Origin of the sequence: Dyadobacter soli (assembly GCF_900101885.1) — a bacterium.
In the GTDB taxonomy this organism is placed as follows: domain Bacteria; phylum Bacteroidota; class Bacteroidia; order Cytophagales; family Spirosomataceae; genus Dyadobacter; species Dyadobacter soli.
This window is the reverse complement of the sequence record NZ_FNAN01000017.1, coordinates 121,621-142,079: the sequence shown is the minus strand read 5'-3', so window position 1 is coordinate 142,079 and position 20,459 is coordinate 121,621. Positions and strand designations below refer to the sequence as shown.

Genomic DNA, 20,459 nt, shown 5'->3' with positions numbered 1-20,459 from the left:
TATGCAAACGAATTTTAGGCGTATCCAGAATCTGGACACGAGTCGGGTCGTTACAACTCCCTAAATGGGGTGCATATACGCGTTGAATGTCACAGCCATAGAATGTCTTTGCGGCCCAGAAATACATTAAGATTACTGTATTACAGTGTCAGTTGTCGGATTCCAGCTTATCTCAGTCTAGTGAGAGCTACACGGAACTCAAGGGTGATAGGAATAACACTGTTTCGACGTCTGGTCTAACTGCGTGTAGAAGAGTAGCAACGAATCCTTGAATCCTCAATTTCGGTTTAATATTGTTATCTTTGAAACAATTGCCAACCAGTCAGAACAAATTGGTGAGTGATTAGGTGAGTTCCTGAATTTGCAGACATTAACCTTTTGATTTTAAACCTGTTACATCAAAATATATGATCCCAGCGGGATCACAGAAGGCACACGAAAGTGTGCCTTTTTTGTTTAAAATGCATTGATAATCAGCACATTTTACAAAAAGGCAGGTCAGTCTGAATCATAATGAACCAATCCATTCGGTCACCTATTCGGTCACCTGTTGGATTCGGTAAATTAGGTGACCGAATCAGATGTTTGATTGAGACGGTTTTGATTTAAGGTTCTCTACGGACACAATTACCAACCTTAAAATGTGCGAGCATGAAGTTCAAACAAAATCTGTCACTGCTTTTCTGGCTGTACCGGGGCAAAGCCTCCAAAGACGGAAAAGCACCCATCTATGTCAGGATTACGATCGAGGGAACCGACACTGACATTTCTCTTGGCAAAAAGATCCACCCAGACTTCTGGAACAGTGATGCCAAGCTTGTGACCGCTACAACGGCAGAGGCCAAGATGATCAACCTGAAAATTGTTCAGGTGCAAGCTGAGATTGAAAAACACTTTCTCGTGCTGCAATCCCAGTATAATCATGTGACACCTGTCATGCTGAAAAATGCCTACCTGGGCTTGCCGTTGTCTCATTCCAGATCAAAGCCAGAAAAGGCCGCAGGGCCAAGCCAAACGCTGCTAGCAGCCTTTGATGAATTCATCGCGATCTTCGAGAAGAAAGCCAAGAAAGGAATCCGTTCGGAAGGGACGCTTCGCCACTGGCGGTCGACCAAACGGAAGGTGGAAGCATTTATCCGTTTCCGTTATCAACGCAAGGACATCGAAATGACTGAGATCGATCAGTGCTTTGCCGAAGAGCTTTACGACTATCTGACGCTCCACCTGGATGAGCCGCTTTCCGAGGTTACTGCCAAGAAGCTGGTGAAATGGACAAGACAGATCGTCAAAACGGGCGTTAAGAAGAAAGTTATCCCTTCCAATCCACTGGAAGGGTTTGTTTGCTCGGGCGGAAACAAGGAAGTCCTGCCATTGGAGCTATTTGAAGTCGAGGCCATTCACAGAAAGCAGATCGATATCGACCGGATCAGCGAAGTGCGCGACGCGTTCATTTTCCAATGTTTCACCGGCTTTGCCTATCAGGATATGTATAACCTTTCGCCGGAGAACATTGTGAAGGTCGGTCGCTCAGGTGAAAAGTGGCTGATTAAGGATAGAGGAAAGACTGAGGTCACCGAAATGGTGCCGATCCTTCCTGTTGTGCAGGAATTAATTGATAAATACAAAAATCATCCCTATTGCAAGATCAATAACCGTTTGATCCCCGTCAACAGCAATTTCCGGTACAATGTCTATCTGAAAGAACTTGCGACAATCTGCGGGATCAAAAGGCCGCTTAATACGCACCTTGCCCGTCATACGTTCGCCGATATGATGCTTAACAACGGCGTGCCGCTGGAAGACGTCGGGAAAATGCTTGGACACCGAAATATTCGAACGACCCAGCGCTACGCGCGAGTGAGAAAGCAGCGGATTAGTGACCATATGGCGCTGGTAAAGCAGAGACTATTTACCAATTCTGGTAAGTTGAGGTCGGTACTAAACTCCGAAAATGTGCAATAGCCAACACTAGATCTGACAGTGAGCTTTTTTAGGTATTGCTCAAAAAATGAATTTGAGAAGGGGCCGGGGATTCTCAGCCCCTTTTTCATTTCTTAGCGAAAAAACCAATCAAAATTTACGTCATAAGTAAATTGTTCGAAATCATTGTAGGGGTAAGATATATTATGGGGCGTGAGTGAATCGACAAGTAGCCATGGTAGTAAAGCACCCTGGTGTCCTGGTCAATAACCTAAACCAGCTGCTCCGGTTTACAAATATGCAAGTACTGCTGTACGAGACAAAAAATGGCCACGCAGCTTCTATTGGAAATTGATCATTTACTGAAAAGACTAGCCAACGATCATCGATAAGATAATGATTGGATCAAGCTTCGGAGGGGCAGTCAGGTATGTCATGCAGAAAGAGCAGGCTATCGTGCTTCATGGCAAAGGGGTCAGAACCCAAGATTTAAAATCGGCCATCCATGACTTCAATGCTCAGCGACAGATGAATCCCGAGCTGGGCAAGGCTGTCGGTCACCTTGTACTTAGTTGGCGCGCGTTTGACAGAAATAAACTCTCGCAAAAGATCATGGTTGACAGGGCTGCCGATATATGACCAAAATGAAAATCCAAAACACCCATTATTTGGTCCTTGAACATCGCGATACAAACTAGCCACACATTTATATCATATACAACCGGATTGACAATGATGGTAAATCCATCTCCGACCGGTTCTAGAAGCGAGTGAATCAGAAGGTTTGCAAGGAGATGACCCTGAAACATAGCTAACTACATAGGCAAAGGAAAAACGCTGGTTACAGAGGTAAGCTAAACGGCATAGACAAAACGCGTTACGAGCTGGCGGATCAGATTAAAGTAGCAAGCAGATCGGCAGTTAATTGGAAACAATTGGAAGGGGCGCTTTCATCGAGCGGAATCACCCCATCTACAAATATGGATCTGGTACTCATCAGATTGAAGGTATCAGTTTCGAGCAAAACGGAAGAGTGTTGAAAGGTATTCTGGACGCAGAGAGATAGGGATGTCAACTCAAATCTCTCGTCAAACATGGAAATACGATAAAAAAAATAGGAATAGTTTTAGGGATATGTCAAAATACGGAACCTTAACGAAAATCAGCACCAGGTAGATGAACTATCAAGACTTACCGGACGAATCGTTACTCGGCCTGTTGATAGCCGGCGATTCCAAAGCTTTTGAGGCAATATATCAGAGATATTGGCGAAAGCTGTTTGGGTTCACTTATCAACTGGTAGGCTCGAAGGAAGATTGTGAAGAAATTATTCATGACTTGATGACCAGCTTGTGGCAGAACCGGGAAAGATCGAATATTCGGAATTTACAAGTATATATCTTCATTGCTGCCCGGAATCTGTCCAACAAATACATTAAATCTAAGATAGATTTCAGGAAATATTTAGAATATCAACTCATTAATGAAATTCTGGACAATGGAGACGCTGAAAAAATCATATCCCCGAGGGACCTGGACTTCGCCATTGAAAAGGCATTAAAAAAAATGCCGGAGAAAACAGCCACAATATTCCGTTTGAGCAAAATGGATAACATGCCTGTCAAGAAAATTGCGTTGCAAATGCATCTGACCGACAAAGCGGTTGAATACCATATCACAAAATCACTAAAAGTGCTTCGCGAGCAACTGAGGGGTTTCACTTCCTACAACTGAACTGCCATGACAAAAGGTGAATTTGATATACTGTCGGAGAAATATCTTTCCGACGAAATTAACCCTGAGGAACTGAAGATGCTGGAAAAGTGGGCAAGGTTCCACAGCAATGCAGATTATGATGTTTTTCAGAACGAAGCTGAAAGTAAGCGGATATCCAGCAGGCTTTGGCAACGGATCGTTACAGATGTGGAGCCGCTAGTGAAAATGAAGCCGCTCTGGAAGACTAATAAATTTTGGGCGGGGCTGGCTGCAAGTGTACTGATGGCGGTCTTATGCTATCTTTATCTTGCGCCCGAAAAACGCAAGGTTAGCAATATTAAAGGCGTTGAGACGAAGAACATTACATCATTCCGCCAGCTAACCATCCTGCCCGACGGGTCCGCTGTCACCCTTGAAAAGGACGCCGCGATTGTTATCGATGCAGGTTATGGTAAGAAGAACCGGACGGTATACCTGACAGGAGAGGCGTTCTTTGATGTGAAAAGAAACCCGCGGATGCCGTTCCTGATTCATAGCGGGGGGTTGGCGACGGAAGTACTGGGTACCAGTTTCCGGATCAAGCCGCAAAACGGCGACCGGACGATCGAGGTAATCGTTAAAACGGGGCGCGTTTCCGTTTATACTAATAACAAAATTGATCGCAGAAAGCGCAATGGGGTTGTAATCACCCCCAACCAAAAGGCTGTTTACGACGCGTTGGGCAAGACCATCACTTCCAACCTGGTCGATAATCCTGAGCCTCTGGAAACCTCGAAAATTCGTCCCGATTTCCATTTCGACGAAACCAGGATCGGTGATGTATTCGCCGCGCTTTCCAAAGCTTATGGCCTGGAGATCCTAGTCGCCAATGAATCTCTCAAGCAATGCATTTTTACGGGTAATCTAAACAAAATGGGCCTATTCGATCAGCTCGCAGCGATTTGTGAAGTGACTGGCGCTGAGTATGAAATCAGAGGAACCACTGTGTTCGTATCTGGATTATCGTGCCTCGACTTATAAGTTATCTGTTGTCCTTTAAATAGAAGGTCGACAATGCGTCAACATTGCCGACCTGATTGTACCTCTCAAACGTCAATTTGAGTTTCGTAAAACGAATAGTACCGTTCTCAGTTCTGGTCAAACCTTAAACACGCCTAATTTATGAACAAAAGATTACCAATTGCTCATTCCCTTCGGTTCATCATGAAATTGTCTTTCCATCAATTCCTGATTTGTGCGTTTCTAAGCGGATTGGCCGCAGCAGCCGAGGTGTCAGGCCAGGAGATACTTAGTAGATCGGTCACACTGGATGTTAAAGACGCCAGTCTGAAAACGGTGCTGCGAAGGATCGAAAGCCAGGCAAAGATCGATTTTTTGTATAGTTCCAGTTCCATAGATATTTCGCAGCCCGTCACCATTAAAGTGAATTCAGTTCAGCTGAAAAGTGTCCTGGATGAAATATTTAGTTCTCTCGATATCGATTATTCTGTATCGGAGAGCAGAATCATGCTCAAACACAGGCGGGAAAAGCCAGGGACTTCGAGTTCCAGTCCGCCTAAAACATCTGTAATCGCAATAGAAAGAACTGTTGCCGGCGTGGTAAGGGATGAAAACGGGGAAGTGTTGCCGGGAGTAAGTTTAGTGATAAAAGGGAAACAGATAGGGACTGTGTCGGATGCAAACGGAAAGTTCAAGCTTACTGCAAGCGATGACAACCTAACGCCCGGTTCAATATTGATCGTGAGTTATATTGGTTATCTGACGAAAGAAGTGCCTGTCGGCAACGAGAGCACTATGGAAATCAGCTTGGAACCAGAAAACAAAATACTTTCTGAAGTGGTGGTTGTGGGTTATGGAACCCAGAAAAAACGAGATCTTACAGGAGCAATTTCATCCATTTCGGGTAAGGATCTAGCAGAAACACCAGCCTCCAATGTGCTATCCAACGCACAGGGGCGCTTGGCCGGAGTGGATATTGTACGTTCTGATGGTAATCCCGGATCCAGCCCGGTTATCCGTATTCGGGGTAACCGCTCGATTAATGCCAGTAATAACCCTCTTTACGTAATTGATGGTATTCCGACAGACGCGAATATCAGCGATTTTAATCCTAATGACATCGAATCAATGGAGGTTTTGAAAGATGCCAGTGCTGTTGCCATTTATGGATCCCGGGGTGCGAATGGCGTTATTTTGATTACCACTAAAAAGGGGAAGGAAGGGAAAGCTGTCATTAGCTACGACGGATACTACGGGATTAAGAAGGCAAAAAAAGACTTCCTATCGATGAATGGAAGCGAATTCGCACGTTATGTAAGGGTATCACGAGGATTGTCGCCTGACGATGCTAGCCAGGATATCACTATTATGAGTCCGGTGGAAGCCGAGAATCTAAAGAAAGGCGTTTCAACTAATTGGTTGGATCCGGTGCTGCGTGACGGTCTCCAACAAAGCCATCAGCTATCAGCCAGTGGAGGCGCAAAAAATGCTACTTATTATCTGTCGGGCTCGTTTTTCGATGAAAAAGGCATTCTCCAGAAGAGCGATTATCGTCGGTATTCGTTCCGTGCCAATATAAACGTCAATTTAACCGAAAGGCTAAAGATAGGAGTAAGCGCGACCGTTTCGACCGATCTCCAAAACGTCATGGCAAACAGGCCTTACACATTTGCTCTCGGATACTCCCCCCTGATCACTCCTTACGATGCTGATGGAAATGTGTCGCCCTACCCCAATCCAAGAGAAGGATTACAGGCCAATCCACTCATGGATTACCAGCCTAATCAATACACTGATGAACGTCGGAAATACCGGATCTTTGCTACGATGTTCGGAGAATATAAAATTGCTGATGGCCTCACATACCGGCTTAACTACGGGCCAGACTTAAGTATACGGCGTGCCGGAACATACACGGGCAGATTGACGGGTAGTGTCAATTCAGCTAGCATAGACAACCAGCAGAATTTTGCCTATACGTTCGAAAATCTGCTCACATTCGATCGGAAATTCGGGTTACATTCCCTGAACGTTGTGGGTTTGTTTAGTACACAAAACAGCCGCTTTGAATCGTCGATGGCCAGTGGTCAAAATATCCCGATAGAAACGGCTTCATTTTATAATCTGGGCAGTTCGGGCGTCCTCACCAGCATAGGGAGTTCATTGACACAATGGGGGCTAATGTCCTATATGGGGCGTATTAATTATGGTTTCAATAGTCGTTACCTGCTTACGTTGACCGGTCGTGCAGATGGCTCGTCGCGACTTTCTCCCGGACGTAAATGGGCCTTCTTTCCATCGGTATCAGCCGGCTGGGTTATCTCCGATGAAGCGTTTTTGAAGGCAAATCGTCTGCTATCGTTCTTGAAAATTCGCGCTGGTTACGGCGCGGTTGGCAACACATCGATTGATCCATATCAGACACTGGGCGGGCTGGCGCGATCGATTTACGCATATGGAACGGAATCAGCCTACGGGTATGGCCTTAATATTATTCCTAATCCGGATTTGCGGTGGGAAATCTCCAAAACACTCAATGTTGGCCTCGACTTTGGATTCCTAAATGATCGGATAAGTGGTTCACTGGAGTTGTATGATACCCGTACCAGCGACTTGCTGCTCAACCGGTTGATTCCAATAACTTCTGGTTACACATCAATTTTGCAAAATGTCGGAGCTACCCGTAATCGCGGTGTGGAATTGACACTCAGCGGGTCTGTTCTGAACACCTCGTCGGGATTTAAATGGGATGCCAGCCTGAATTTCTTTTCAAACAAAGAAGAAATCGTAGAATTGTTTAACGGACAGATCGACGACGTTGGGAACAAATGGTTCATAGGAAAGCCCGTCAGTAGTTTTTATAGTTTTAAACAAGCAGGTATATGGCAAACCGGCGAGGCAGATGCTGCCAAGGCAGCAGGTCAGCGGCCGGGGGATATTAAGATTTCCGACGTTAATGGGCGCGATTTGGAGGGTAATTTAACCAAACGGCCCGATGGGATCATTAACGCGGACGATCGTACCGTTTTGGGTTCGACAGTGCCAAAATGGAGTGGCGGCCTAACGAACCGATTCAGTTACGAGGGAATTGATTTTTCATTTCTGGTATATGCCCGGCAGGGTCAGATGCTTCAGAGTGGTTTTCACGATTTAGGGGGAAACCAATGGCAGGGGCGCTACAACAATATCAACTTTGATTATTGGACACCGAGCAATCCGAGCAATAGTATCCCTATGCCCTATGCTTCATCTGCTCCGCTATATGCCGATGCTGTAAGCTACTTCAATGGCTCATTTGTCAAAATTAGAAACATTACTTTGGGTTATTCTTTCCCGAAGAATCTACTGAAGAAAACCGGGCTTTCAAGTTTGCGTTTGTATGGTACCGCCGACAACGCGTTGATTTTCTCCCCTTTCAAACTGGTCGATCCGGAGTCCAGTTCCGGCATCGTTGGAGGAACGACCCCTATGACATCGGCAGTCTACGTATTTGGTATGAATCTTAAATTCTAGACCCAATCATGAAAAATATAACTATCTTATTATCAGCAATATTATTTATTTCAGAACTATTCTCTTGTCAGGATGTATTGAAAGAAAACCCGGTGGGGCTGGCATCTGCCGATAGCTACTATTCAACGCCGAATGGAATCCGCGACGCTCTTAATGCTACGTACACTCGATTAAGGGTATTTTATGGGAGAGAGGATGCTTGTTTTTTAACTGTTCCCGGAACGGATATGTATACCAACGGGTTTGGCGGAGTAACCAATCACCCGGCGATTAATGATTACTCTGTTAACTTTCTAGGTACCGACGGATTTGTTACCTCGGTCTGGAATAATTTTTACATAGGGATTAATCAAGCGAATGCTGTCATTAGTCGCGCCCCGACCGTAACTGGTTTGAGCGAAACGGACAAAAACCGAATTATTGGAGAAGCTCGTTTTCTCAGAGCGCTATTCTATTTTCACCTGGTGCAACAATTCGGAGATGTACATTTCACACAAAATGAGTCCGTGGGGATTCAGACGACCGCCAAACGAACGCCCGTTGCAACAATTTATGAGCAGGGAATTATTCCGGATTTGCAATTCGCCATTGCGAACTTGCCTGCAAAAGCCACCAACTATGGCAGGGCAACCAAAGCCGCGTCTGAAGCCTTATTGGCCCGCGTACAGCTAACCAGGGGAAACTGGGTGGAAGCAGAAACGCTTGCCTCAAATGTTATCAAAAGTTACAACTTCCAGCTCGTCAAGCCCTATGCTAATCTTTGGGACATTAACAACGAGCAAAACGCAGAAGTGATCTGGTCGGTGCAATATACGAGCGACCCGTTGACGAACGGGGACGGGAATCAGGCTCACCTCTTTTTCTTGATCGATTACACCCAAAATCCAACAATCACTCGGGACTTAGCCAACGGACGAGCTTACCAGCGGTTTATGCCGACAAATTATCTGATCAAACTTTTCGATCAAACCAAAGACAGTCGATGGGAGGGCTCATTCAAAACTGTATTCTTCGCCAACGCCAAAGGCACGATCAATGGGAAAACCGTTATGCCCGGTGATACAGCCATCAAAATTGTGACCTATCCTGTTCCTGACGATTTGCAAAGTTCAGCCCCCTACTGGTATATCGATTTCAACGATAAATGGGTAGGTGCCTCAAATATCACTAATAATGAGATTGGAGGCGGGCAACGCCGACGCTTTCCAGTGCTTAAGAAGTTTCTTGATCCCCTGCGAATCAGCGTGAATGCGGTGGAGGGGCGTCGAGACTTTATCGTGCTTCGATTGGCTGAAATGTACCTCATTGCAGGTGAAGCCGCCTGGCGCCAAAATAAGCTCGCTGAATCTGCCACCTATTTTAATGTAGTTCGCACTCGCGCCGCTATTGCCGGGAAAGAAAAGGAAATGCAGGTAAGTGCCGCCGACATCAATCTTGATTTTATTCTGGATGAGCGTGGACGTGAATTGGCAGGTGAAGGCCAACGCTGGTATGATCTAAAGCGTACCGGGACATTACTAACGAGAGTAAAACAATACAACCTGGATGCGGCTCCAAATATCAAGGAAACACATCTGGTACGTCCGATTCCACAAACTCAGATTGACCGGGTAACGAACCCAGCTGAGTTTTCTCAGAATCCGGGATATTAAGTTTGAAATTGTAGTTTATTTTTATTCGGTGCTAAGATTATGAAATGGATTGTATTCGGGTTTGCTACTATGATTGCGTTTGCAGCTATTGGACTAACAGTGAATAAATCTCCTCAGCAGCAGCATTCAAACGTAATATTAATTTGTATCGACGACCTCCGTCCTGACTTGGCGTGCTACGGAAATCCGCTTATCCAGTCGCCAAATCTGGATAGACTGGCTAAGCGGTCGGCCGTGTTTATGCGCCAATATGTCACCCAGCCTACTTGTGGTGCGTCAAGGTATAGTCTTCTTACCGGTCGTTTGCCGCGCAACAAAGTGGAACTGACAAACGAAGCGATAGAAAAGGAGATAGCAGGAAAACCGCGTGGAGAGAAGCCGGAAACTTTTATCGATAATTTGCGCCGCAGCGGCTACTACACGGTCGGAATTGGAAAAATCAGTCATTCTGCCGATGGATTTGTATACAAATATGAGGAGCCAAAAAGCAATGTGCTGGAATTACCTCACAGCTGGGACGAAATGCTATTCGATCCAGGCAAATGGAAGACAGGTTGGAATGCATTTTTCGCTTACGCCGATGGTTCCAATCGCCAAAGCAAAAGGGCTCAGGTGAAGCCATACGAAAATGCAGAGGTTGATGATGAAGGTTATCCGGACGGGCTATCCGCTAAAATAGCCGTGACTAAGCTAAGAGAGCTTTCTGAAAGAAGGCAGCCTTTTTTTCTGAGTGTAGGGTTCTTTAAACCACACCTGCCATTCAACGCGCCCAGGAAATATTGGGATATGTATCATGAAGCTCGGATTCCGCTAACACAATCTTCTGCTATTCCCGACAAAGTAAACCCGGCTAGCCTACACCAAAGCGCAGAATTCAACGGATATAAACTGGGGGATGAGATGGCTAGTTTGGAGAAGCCGGTTTCGGATGCCTATGCGCGAAAACTACGTCATGCATACTATGCAGGTGTGAGCTATGTGGATGCACAGGTAGGGAAAGTACTGGATGCGCTAACGCAGCTGGAATTGGATAACAATACGATTGTGATTGTTTGGAGTGATCATGGTTGGCATCTAGGTGACCACCGAGTATGGGGAAAGCATACTATTTTCGATCAGGCTTTGCGCAGCGTTCTGATTGTGAAAACGCCGGAGATGAAAACCGGGCAAGTTCGGCATGAAATTGTAAGCTCTATCGATATTTACCCCACATTAATGGACCTTTGTAATGTAAAGGCACCAGCGGGACTTGATGGAAAAAGTTTTAGTGGAATGTTGGGTAATGGTAAATCTACCAATTGGGATAATGTAGCATACAGTTACTTTAAACAGGGTATTTCTGTGCGCACTGATCGCTACCGGCTGACAAAGTACTTTCGGGCGGATAAGCCGACTATTGAATTGTATGATCACAAAAATGATCCTCATGAAAATCATAACATAGCCGACAAGCATCCGGATATCGTCCAAAGCATAAATCCAGTTTGGGCCAAAGGAAATACAGGCCTGTTCAATTAAGTCACTTGTTAAAATAGTATGTTAACCAAATGCGCTCGGCACTTCACAAACCGATAGCAATCTGGCGGTTCTTTTCGCTTCCCGCTTTATTGTTGCTCTGCTCTCCTACGATGCAGTCTCCAGCGAAAAAAACCAATATCATCCTAATTCTGGCAGATGATATGGGTTATTCGGACATAGGTTGTTTTGGCTCTGAAATCCAAACTCCGAATTTGGATGATTTGGCAAAAAACGGGCTTCGTATGTCGCAATTTTATAATGCGTCACGCTGCTGTCCGACCCGTGCCTCTCTGCTGACTGGCTTGTTCCAGCATCAGGCAGGCGTTGGTGATATGGTAAATAGCCGTCCGCAACCCGCCTATCAGGGTTATTTGAACCAACATTGTGTAACCCTCGCGGAGGCATTGAAACAAAGTGGCTACAAGACTTATATGGCAGGTAAGTGGCACGTGGGAGGTAGACCAGATCAGTGGCCGGTGAAACGTGGGTTTGATCGCTATTTTGGCTTGATTGACGGCGCGAGTAGCTATTTTGATAATTCATCTTACAGGCCAAATCAAAAGCTTACTATTGCGCTGGATGATCAGGAATATACCCCGGAAAAAGGGTATTATGCTACCAATGCATTCACGGATCATGCCCTTGAGTTTATCGAGCAAAATCAGAAAGGCAATCCCTTTTTCCTTTACCTGGCATATACCGCGCCCCATTGGCCGTTACATGCGTTGCCGGAAGATATCGCTCGTTATAAAACAGCATATCGGAAAGGCTGGGATCAACTTCGTAAAGATCGGTTTGAACGGATGAAAGATTTGGGGCTTTTGCCTGCGGGTACTCAACTTTCGCCCCGTGACAACAAAATCCCAGATTGGGACACTGTTAGCGAAGAAGAAAAGTTGATCTGGATGGATAAAATGGCGGTTTACGCAGCAATGATTGACCGTATGGATCAGAATATCGGTCGAATCCGGGCGAAATTAAAGGCGCTGGGAGAAGATCAAAATACGGTAATTCTCTTCCTTTCTGATAATGGGGCCAGCCATGAGAATATCACGCCTGCTGGATTTCTGCCCGACGTTTTCGAAAGGAGCAAGAAGCCGTCCAGTGATCCTTATTCGTTCACAGCATATGGAATACAGGGGGCCAACTTAAGTAATACCCCGTTTCGGCAATACAAGCACTGGGAGTTCGAAGGTGGAACCGCGACTCCATTTATTGCATACGGACCGTCAATTGTGAAACGGGGAAGAATTGATCCGCGGCCGGGCCATATTATCGATATCATGGCGACGTGCCTGGACCTTGCGGGTGGAAAATACCCTCAATCGTACAAGGGTAATAACATCACCTCAACAGAAGGGGTTAGTCTTGTGCCTGTGTTTCAAGGGAAATCTTGGAAAGGTCATAAAGCTTTGTTTTTTGAGCACGAAGGGAATCGAGCTATTCGACAAGGCGACTGGAAACTTGTTTCGGACTATCCATCTAACCAGTGGCAGCTCTATGACCTAAAAACCGATCGCACGGAGTTGCAAAACTTGGCCGAAAAAGAGCCGCGCCGCGTTAGGGAAATGGAGGCACTTTACTACGCTTGGGCAAAGCGGGTAGGTGTCATTCCGTTCAGTGAATTAAACAAAAAGTAATTTGGTCAATACCGTGTTATCACTTGGATCACTCAGAAACAAAATTTAAAAAATCCCTAAGCACGGATAAAAGGGTTTCTAAAAAAGCCAAAAAAATATTCGATCTAATGGAAAAGGCAATTTACAACTTCGCGTTGTAAGTGGCCTTTTTTAATGTTGGGATATTAATATTCAAACCGTACGGGGCCGCTTGCGATCCAATGGGTCCGAACATGTCTGTTGATATTTTTTCGATGTAACATTATTTATGTGTCGGCTGGAAGCCCTTCAAAATGTTTGCAAATAAAAAAGCACTCAGCGAGCTTTATCACGTAAGTTGCTGATTTTCAATAAAGCAAGCCTGGAATCAAACCAGGCACCGACTGATTTATGAGACAGTAGTTCAACTGGCAAAAATTGTTGTCTCAATAGGGTATCGTAGAGGCCCACTTATAAAGTCATCGCTTCGCAGCACTAATACAGCTCGAAAATTTTGATGTATGCTGTAATCGAGAATAGTATGTTTTTTAAAGATATCTTCGACCACATCCTCCTGGTTAATCAAAATACCGCCCTTTAGAGTTGTCTTGACTTCGAATACATCTTTGTACTTCTTAATCCGCGCGAAAATTGAAGGGATTTCAGGCGTGAAATGGCCAAACTGACTCCTCGGTGCATGCTCTCTTATAATGTCGGTATCCGATTTAACCTCAAGTTGGTTTTTAAATATTATTAACTCGGCATCAAAGGATACCGATTGTGCCGACTTGTTTTCCACTGAGATGTGCAAATAGGGGTACTTTATGGCATCAGAATAATAGTAGGTTCTGAAATCATGTCTTACCACTATATCGTTTTTTCTATCCTTCCTTGTACTTTTTTGCTGATAAATTGCGTCTAGGTCCGACCTGCCTAGTATGAATGTGGATGTACCTTTTCTGATATAGCCTTCACCTCGTTTGAATTCGACTTTTCCGTCGCTAGCTGCGACATCCTTCTTGAACAGATAAGGTCTGTCTGTATTACCGAAGATCTTGAAATAGGCAATTCTCATCCCCTGATAGTCGAAGCCCTTGTACTCGAAGTTGATTGTTGGTTCGACGTTAGCATTGACAAGTTGCTGGTAGTGGGCATCATCAGTCAATTGTGCAATAGGCACTATCGTTTTCGCTCCGTTTTCTTCCCCAACTCCAATGATGATGTATTTTTCTTCATCCGATGGGTTATTGGCCATCGCTTGTATATCCTTGATGACAATGTTGCGCTTTGGAATGGAGCCGATTGGGTACTGCTCTCTTTTGAAGTCAAGTAATGAATTCTCTGGCTCAAAGGCAATCAAGTTAATAATCTTCTCATTCATAATACCTTATAGGGTTTTTACGGTATCGGCATATTTCAATAGCTGCGCGGCCCTTTGGTTTGAAAACTTTCAAAGTTACAACTGTGAAGTGTGTGGCGGGAAATAAGCATTAAGATTGGTAACAAGATACGGCCGATACAAACAAATTTTCTCCAAGTAGCAAATGCTCCTCATGATGAAATTTAATGTTGTACCGAACGTCATACTCATAGGTCATGTAAATTCCCGTCCAGAATGCTCATAAAGTGAAGCAAAACAGTGGGCTGCGAAATATCAAGAGGACTGTCGTCATCAACTATTTCATAGCACTATGGCCCGGCAAAAATGGTCTAGCAAAATTGCGATAATGATCAGAGTTGATTGATAATTAACAGCGATCACTAGTATAGACAGTCTGATGGCAATTAATAGTTACCTGCTCTTCTTTTATTCCAAATCCATTGCCAGGCGAGGCGTTTCCAATCTTGAATAACTTCTCCACTCCGAGACTGCCAAAGCCGCAGTAAATAATGTCGATGGAATTCGCGCGCCGCTTCCTTAGTCTTCCTACATTGAAGGAAATAAATCTCCACGTATTCCGGCCTGGGAGGGACATCACATCCTCGACCGGAAGTTTGGAATGCGGTGTTCATGCCGTGCCAATCAAGGTTGGTACTTTAGCTTTTTGGATCATCGCCTCAATGTCGTCCCTGTCGTAGTAGATTACTCCACCCAATCTCACAAATGCGAGTTGACGACCAACTCTGAGCGCCAGTAACTTGCCGGGTGAAATGTTTAGTAGTTTTCTAACCTCAGACGATTTGAGCCATTTCTTTGTAGTATCTAACGAAGATACCCTCGTTCTGGTAATCGCTGCCAAGAGCTCATCCCGAACGCTTCTCAGGTCTGCAAGCGTGACTAATTGATCTAGCGACAGGCCCGCTTTGGCCTCATCCGTTCCCCTCATCCTTTCCATTGTTTTTTCTATTTTAGCATTGCGAAGAAAACAAAGCTAAAATCCCCAATGTGGAAATCCTAGACCCTTTCGATTTTCAAATGGGTAACCATCTTCCAGTCCTGAATAGAAAAACCTGCGCTGCAACTTGCCACACGAAGAACCACGCAGCGGTGCGCAGACCGGCACACGTGGCAAATCTCATAGCAGAACTGTGGAATTTCTGATTGCTTCTATCAATAGGAACCGCGTATTATCTAGTCGTTGTTAAAGTAACAAGGAGCATTAACCGAAACAGAATTACTTCCGGATGTATTTCGAGCCTCTTCTAACGGGGGCACAGGTGTAGACAATAAGCTCATTTCCGGTTTGTTCAATATCCCATGTGTCGCAACTTAGACAATCAACCGAATAACAGCGTTCGTTAACCGGTACTGGTGTCTTCGGTTTTACTTCAAACAGTACCCCATTTACAAAATATGCCATTGGTGCGCAGCACGCAGGCAAACCCTTTGCGTCAAGCACTAAACCATCATATCTGAAACTCATGTAGTTGGGGTCACCATCAATAGCAGCCCAAGTTTTCGTCCCGTTGACTATTTTTCGTAAGCAATATGTTTCCATGTGCCCACAATAGTTTCAATTTCCGGCGTCGGGTCAGGGTTATCTTTTTTACAGGCAACAAACACAAATGAGATCATCAGCGGAAATACCAGCTTTTCCATAAGAAAAAGTCTTTTGTTAACCGGATACATATCGATCCTTTTTGGTTGGAACAATCGACCGTGTAAGAGCGCGAAAATCCCGGTATTTCCCTGGCAAAATTGGTAACAGTTTTAACGAAAACTCGTTTCATTAATTCTGACTTTCGATTTGAATCAATGGGTAAAATCGCGCCGGTCGCGCCCTTATGGTAGCGGAACATCTTCTCAACCAGCCTATGCGAATTATCCTCACCGTTTTTGCTTTTATAATTTCCTTAACAACCTATGCCCAAGAAGCCCAGTCATTATTGTTCCGGGTTGGAAAGCTCTATGACTCCCAGAAAAAAACATTTTTAACAAACCAGCAGATCTTGATATCGGACGGCATAATTCAGCAAGTAGGGACAAACGTTAAAAAGCCCAAGGGTGTCAAAGAGATTGATTTAAATGGCTGCACTGCCACTCCTGGTTTGATTGATATGCATACGCATTTGGTATTTAATCAAAAGCAAACAAAAACAAGCGAAGGCTTCAACAATGCTTCCAAAATACCGTCACAAGAACGCATCGCGCAAGGACTAAAACTTGCGCAGAGTTGCCTGGAAGCAGGTATTACCACCAGTCGCGATCTTGGAAACTCCGGCCAGTACCTTGACATCAAACTGCAAAAAGAACTTTCCACTAAAAAAGGTAGCCTGACTATGTTTGTGTCGGGACCCATCCTGAGTGGTCCAGGCGGTCAATTTTCCAAACTTGCGCCGGCAGATACTTTCCTGATCGACCAGGAGTATAGCATAATACGTAATACGCAAGATGCAAAGAAAGCGGTCGATGCACATGCACAGCATGGCGTAAATGTGATCAAAGTTTGTGCCGATACGGATCACGGGCTATTGAAAAAAGAGCTGCTGACGGCAATCGTTGAAGCTTCAAAATCGCATGGCCTAACGGTTACAGCCCACACCAATTCCGACAAAGCGGCACGTAATGCAATACTTGCAGGTGTTAACGGAATTGAGCACGGATATACGCTGTCTGACAGCACCATACAACTGATGGCCGAGCGTCACGTTTACCTGGTCCCGACAGATATATCACGAAAACAGGGTAAGATCATGATTGACGGGATTGGTATGAAGGGAAAGGAAGCGGACGATTATCTTGAAAGTAATTTGCAGGGAATGCATGATCGGCTGAAAAGGGCCGTCACTAGAGGGGTTAGTATCGTTTTTGGCTCCGATTATTACCTAGATATTGAAGGCCTCGATCGCGGGAAAAGTTCAGTCGATGTGCTTGTATCCTATTATGAGGCAGGCATTCCAGTCGCAGAGGTAATGCAATATGCCACTGTGAATCCTGCCAAAGTTTTGCGCGCAGAAAATCAAATCGGGGCAATCCGAAAAGGTATGAAGGCAGATGTTGTATTCTTTGAGGGTGATTTGGAACAAGACTTTGCCGCAACACTGTCACAACCTAAAATGGTGGTCAAAGATGGCGTTTTGCTGTCGAAATCACATTGAAACTGATCAACGCCGAGCGGCTGTGCTGATTTCAAATTTGGTTGACCAAGTCATTTCGATCTCAATTGACCTCCCTATGTCTCTTTTGACCACTAAGGGTACCGGCAGCAAGTCAACCAGGACTTAGCGAATCGCAGCTGGTGATCAATCCGCCACGGAATGAGATGATCAATGGCGCCGTATTGTCTACCTATCGAATTTGGGAAAAAGCAGGTTTTTATACGTCGGTCGGTAAAGTTTAGCTATGGGCGCGGAAACCTTGATCAGGCATCCTCCTTGCTGCTCCATTACTTTTTCACACCATTTTTCGGCTATCTCGATACGCGTCGCCTTAACGGATCTGGGCACCTTGCAGTGAAAAGAAGGGCTATTTTTTGTATTTCCCAAGTCTGTCATCATCAGACTCTGGTATTCGTCGAAAAACCGTTCTTGTTCATTTCTTGAAATTTAGGGAATAATTCTTGATGAAGTGCCTGGTTTAAATATCGCTCCTTTTCGGCCTCCCGGCTTAAATTTCCTTTTTATCTACAGAACAAAATTAATGGCCTTCGCCCGCTAGGTTTGGGCTGACAGTGCCTTCAGGGTAGGCATACCCACTTCCTTGATGTAACGGACTAGTAACCTGTTAATCTCTATTGGAAGATCGGCTTGATCTCTCATTCATGCATGAGTTGTCCCTTAGAACGATCTAAAATACCCCTTCAATCTCCTTGATGCAAAAACGCGCGGCGCCGCGCAATTTTAAAAGAATATAGGTAGGGCAGAGTTTGTAACAATCCACCAAGATGAAACGAAATCTCTGCCCTACCAAAGCCCCAAGATACTTTCTTTCAGTCGTTAAGTCAACGCTGATTTATTTTTTCGAAGATCAAAAGCCGTTTCCGCTAGCCTGCCAAGTAGCTGGTATAGGGTAAGCATGTCAATGTAAACTCCCCATTCCTGAGCAGACTGGCTACTTAGGGAGTAAAGGCAAATCTGGTTAAGTTCCTGCTTCCACTTCTTTAGGCTCTTGTACTCAAAAAATTCTGTCAAGAATTGAATAGTACTGGCAGGTAATTCAATTTCTCCGTCTGGCCCGACGCTGGCTTTGCAAGTGCCTTCGGCGGATGGTTTCGACTTGGTTAGTCGTTTTTCCTTTTCACCGCTCAGAATCAGGTAGGCAGAATTGATAATCGATTCAACCTTTTCTAGAAGGTATAGTACGTCGGCTGGGCAGCCCTTGTCGTAGTATTTTTCTTGACAGCACACCTGCAAAATATCGTACAATCTTGCCTTAAAGCTTGTTAGGTCGTACGCGTCAAAAAAGGAATCAAGAATCGCGTACGGGTCATCGAATCCATCACGATGCCAGATCGAAAGGCGTTTAAGGCGCTTATTCAGCTTCTTGGTTAGAATTCGTCGATTTGGCAGCCTCTCTGATGAATGCGACTCCTCGAAAGATTTACATGGCTCAATATGCTCGCCTTCATCTGCTCTTGCTTTTGACAAAGACTGATGCTGATCCAACACAAACGATGCTTCAAGGTACACCACTAGATTCTCAAAAAAGTAGATTTGCTCTTCAGGGCTGGCATCTACATGCTGGCCTTCGGTCGATATCGATGCTGAGAGCATCTGCCACAGAAAGAACCTGCAGTCAGCAATCGTATAATTTCTCCAAAATTCCGGGAGTATTTTCTCCGGGCGCTCGGTCTCCTGACTTGATAGCCAAACCGGTTTCAGATCCTTGACATCTTCTGAAATATATCTCATCATCATCCCTATTTGAGTGGAATAAATGGTGAAAATCAGAACTGATGTGATTCTAAAAAATACCAAAACTTGGTTTCCTAGCCCTAAAACAGCTATTTTAGACTTTTGATCAAAACCAGAGAAACCTTATCTTTTGAAAAATGAGCACTTCGCAAGAAATGACAAAACACATTCACCACGGCCGGAACATCAAACGCTTTCGGGAAATGTTGGGAATCAAGCAGGAAGGCTTAGCGTTCGAGCTTGGCGAGGAATGGTCTCAAAAGAGGGTTTCGCTACTTGAGCAGAAGGAAGTCGTTGAACAGGAAATCCTGGATCAGGTTGCTCAGATACTGAAGGTTCCCGCAGAAGCAATTAAGAATTTCGACGAGCAGTCGGCGGTCAATATTATTGCCCAAACAGTGAACAACCATGATCAATCAGCATCTGTCTTTTATAATCCGATTTTTAACCCCGTAGAAAAGTGGATTATTGCTCTTGAAGAAAATAAGAACTTGTACGAGCGCCTTTTGAAATCTGAACAGGAGAAAGTAGAGTTACTCCAACGACTGCTCGACACTACAAAATGATTTCAGTTTTGCGTTTATGTACTGACGAGTCCAAAGCAAAATAGGAAATTAAAATGCTTCGCCTTTTAATTTGTATCTTCATATGCCTTTCACTGTCACTTAGAACCGGCATTTGTCAAGACGTATTATGTAAAGGCAAGTATGATCCGCAAGTCAAGGAGGTGGTGTATCCATCGCCAGAAGTTAATGCATCTTTTCCCGGCGGCATTTCCAAGTTCTACATCTACATCAATAAAGAGCTTGATATCACGGCAGAAGAGTTTGAAAACCTTGACTTAATAACGATTGCATTTACAATTACGTCCACTGGCAAAGCTATTGTTCGCCACATTAAAGCCAATGGTTCTGTTGATTCGCAATTCGCTCGGAAAGTCCGTAATGCTTTTGGGAAAATGCCTCGTTGGATACCCGCCAAATGTGATGGGTGAAACGTCGCAAGTAGCTATACGTTTCCAATTCGCAATTAACCAGATACCTCTTCTTGTATACACCGTAAGGCTGTTGTTATTGAAAGCAATTTCTGCGGACTTTAAATTTTTTCTTACAACCCCTCCGTAATTGTGAGAGGGGCTTGTAAGAAAAAATTTATTAACTCTTATGGGAATAGATGTTTCAGGTCAAGGAAAGGTCGCTTTGGAGGTAAAAGAATCTTAATCGATCAAAAAACAGCCGGAAAAGCATCA

15 protein-coding genes are annotated in these 20,459 nt (G+C 44.7%); 11 read left to right on the top strand and 4 right to left on the bottom strand.

Annotation, left to right across the window (positions count from 1 at the left end; all coding sequences use genetic code 11):
• The first annotated feature begins 651 nt into the window (after positions 1–651).
• The 8 genes from BLQ88_RS25945 (at position 652) to BLQ88_RS25910 (ending at position 12,958) form a co-directional block, all read left to right on the top strand.
• Complete coding sequence (locus BLQ88_RS25945) at positions 652–1,962, top strand: site-specific integrase (RefSeq protein ID WP_090155919.1); 1,311 nt, start codon at positions 652–654, stop codon at positions 1,960–1,962.
• 393 nt (positions 1,963–2,355) lie between these two features.
• On the top strand, positions 2,356–2,559 hold the full coding sequence (locus BLQ88_RS25940; protein ID WP_143016933.1) for a relaxase/mobilization nuclease domain-containing protein: 204 nt from the start codon (positions 2,356–2,358) through the stop codon (positions 2,557–2,559).
• Between the two features lie 537 nt (positions 2,560–3,096).
• On the top strand, positions 3,097–3,654 hold the full coding sequence (locus BLQ88_RS25935; protein WP_090155917.1) for a sigma-70 family RNA polymerase sigma factor: 558 nt from the start codon (positions 3,097–3,099) through the stop codon (positions 3,652–3,654).
• A gap of 6 nt (positions 3,655–3,660) precedes the next feature.
• Positions 3,661–4,656: a FecR family protein gene (locus tag BLQ88_RS25930; RefSeq protein ID WP_090155915.1), complete on the top strand. Its 996-nt coding sequence runs from the start codon at positions 3,661–3,663 to the stop codon at positions 4,654–4,656.
• Positions 4,657–4,797: 141 nt separating this feature from the next.
• A complete protein-coding gene (locus tag BLQ88_RS25925) occupies positions 4,798–8,148 on the top strand; it encodes a TonB-dependent receptor (protein WP_090155913.1) in 3,351 nt (1,116 codons plus the stop codon).
• An 8-nt stretch (positions 8,149–8,156) separates the two neighbouring features.
• On the top strand, positions 8,157–9,800 hold the full coding sequence (locus BLQ88_RS25920; protein WP_090155911.1) for a RagB/SusD family nutrient uptake outer membrane protein: 1,644 nt from the start codon (positions 8,157–8,159) through the stop codon (positions 9,798–9,800).
• Between the two features lie 39 nt (positions 9,801–9,839).
• A complete protein-coding gene (locus BLQ88_RS25915; RefSeq protein ID WP_090155909.1) occupies positions 9,840–11,318 on the top strand; it encodes a sulfatase in 1,479 nt (492 codons plus the stop codon).
• A 29-nt stretch (positions 11,319–11,347) separates the two neighbouring features.
• A complete protein-coding gene (locus BLQ88_RS25910) occupies positions 11,348–12,958 on the top strand; it encodes an arylsulfatase (RefSeq protein WP_176885112.1) in 1,611 nt (536 codons plus the stop codon).
• 382 nt (positions 12,959–13,340) lie between these two features.
• Here the strand turns inward: BLQ88_RS25910 and BLQ88_RS25905 are convergent, their stop codons facing one another.
• The 3 genes from BLQ88_RS25905 to BLQ88_RS37405 all read right to left on the bottom strand — a co-directional run bounded on the left by BLQ88_RS25905 (position 13,341) and on the right by BLQ88_RS37405 (position 15,956).
• On the bottom strand, positions 13,341–14,297 hold the full coding sequence (locus BLQ88_RS25905) for an ATP-binding protein (protein ID WP_090155905.1): 957 nt from the start codon (positions 14,295–14,297) through the stop codon (positions 13,341–13,343).
• A 628-nt stretch (positions 14,298–14,925) separates the two neighbouring features.
• The gene (locus BLQ88_RS25900) at positions 14,926–15,252 is read right to left on the bottom strand and encodes a helix-turn-helix domain-containing protein (RefSeq protein ID WP_229212866.1); all 327 of its coding nucleotides are present in this window, start codon (positions 15,250–15,252) and stop codon (positions 14,926–14,928) included.
• A 575-nt stretch (positions 15,253–15,827) separates the two neighbouring features.
• A complete protein-coding gene (locus tag BLQ88_RS37405) occupies positions 15,828–15,956 on the bottom strand; it encodes a hypothetical protein (protein ID WP_262485717.1) in 129 nt (42 codons plus the stop codon).
• Positions 15,957–16,171: 215 nt separating this feature from the next.
• Between BLQ88_RS37405 and BLQ88_RS25895 the strand changes: the two genes are divergently transcribed.
• Complete coding sequence (locus tag BLQ88_RS25895) at positions 16,172–17,455, top strand: amidohydrolase family protein (RefSeq protein ID WP_176885111.1); 1,284 nt, start codon at positions 16,172–16,174, stop codon at positions 17,453–17,455.
• A gap of 837 nt (positions 17,456–18,292) precedes the next feature.
• Here BLQ88_RS25895 and BLQ88_RS25885 read toward each other — a convergent pair.
• Positions 18,293–19,213 (bottom strand): hypothetical protein, encoded by a 921-nt coding sequence (locus BLQ88_RS25885; RefSeq protein ID WP_090155899.1) that lies wholly within the window; start codon positions 19,211–19,213, stop codon positions 18,293–18,295.
• Between the two features lie 134 nt (positions 19,214–19,347).
• Here BLQ88_RS25885 and BLQ88_RS25880 point away from each other — a divergent pair, with 134 nt between their 5' ends.
• Positions 19,348–19,776, top strand: a complete 429-nt coding sequence (locus tag BLQ88_RS25880) for a helix-turn-helix domain-containing protein (protein WP_090155897.1) — start codon at positions 19,348–19,350, stop codon at positions 19,774–19,776.
• 53 nt (positions 19,777–19,829) lie between these two features.
• Positions 19,830–20,204 (top strand): hypothetical protein, encoded by a 375-nt coding sequence (locus tag BLQ88_RS25875; RefSeq protein ID WP_090155895.1) that lies wholly within the window; start codon positions 19,830–19,832, stop codon positions 20,202–20,204.
• Positions 20,205–20,459 lie beyond the last annotated feature (255 nt).

Bases quoted from the DNA above. Each gene is read 5' to 3' on its own strand.
- BLQ88_RS25915 (WP_090155909.1), top strand. From the start codon at position 9,840: ATGAAATGGATTGTATTCGGGTTTGCTACTATGATTGCGTTTGCAGCT.
- BLQ88_RS25880 (WP_090155897.1), top strand. From the start codon at position 19,348: ATGAGCACTTCGCAAGAAATGACAAAACACATTCACCACGGCCGGAAC.
- BLQ88_RS25910 (WP_176885112.1), top strand. From the start codon at position 11,348: ATGCGCTCGGCACTTCACAAACCGATAGCAATCTGGCGGTTCTTTTCG.
- BLQ88_RS25920 (WP_090155911.1), top strand. From the start codon at position 8,157: ATGAAAAATATAACTATCTTATTATCAGCAATATTATTTATTTCAGAA.
- BLQ88_RS25945 (WP_090155919.1), top strand. From the start codon at position 652: ATGAAGTTCAAACAAAATCTGTCACTGCTTTTCTGGCTGTACCGGGGC.
- BLQ88_RS25905 (WP_090155905.1), bottom strand. From the start codon at position 14,297: ATGAATGAGAAGATTATTAACTTGATTGCCTTTGAGCCAGAGAATTCA.
- BLQ88_RS25895 (WP_176885111.1), top strand. From the start codon at position 16,172: ATGCGAATTATCCTCACCGTTTTTGCTTTTATAATTTCCTTAACAACC.
- BLQ88_RS25885 (WP_090155899.1), bottom strand. From the start codon at position 19,213: ATGATGATGAGATATATTTCAGAAGATGTCAAGGATCTGAAACCGGTT.
- BLQ88_RS37405 (WP_262485717.1), bottom strand. From the start codon at position 15,956: ATGGAAAAGCTGGTATTTCCGCTGATGATCTCATTTGTGTTTGTTGCC.
- BLQ88_RS25875 (WP_090155895.1), top strand. From the start codon at position 19,830: ATGCTTCGCCTTTTAATTTGTATCTTCATATGCCTTTCACTGTCACTT.
- BLQ88_RS25935 (WP_090155917.1), top strand. From the start codon at position 3,097: ATGAACTATCAAGACTTACCGGACGAATCGTTACTCGGCCTGTTGATA.
- BLQ88_RS25900 (WP_229212866.1), bottom strand. From the start codon at position 15,252: ATGGAAAGGATGAGGGGAACGGATGAGGCCAAAGCGGGCCTGTCGCTA.
- BLQ88_RS25925 (WP_090155913.1), top strand. From the start codon at position 4,798: ATGAACAAAAGATTACCAATTGCTCATTCCCTTCGGTTCATCATGAAA.
- BLQ88_RS25930 (WP_090155915.1), top strand. From the start codon at position 3,661: ATGACAAAAGGTGAATTTGATATACTGTCGGAGAAATATCTTTCCGAC.
- BLQ88_RS25940 (WP_143016933.1), top strand. From the start codon at position 2,356: ATGCAGAAAGAGCAGGCTATCGTGCTTCATGGCAAAGGGGTCAGAACC.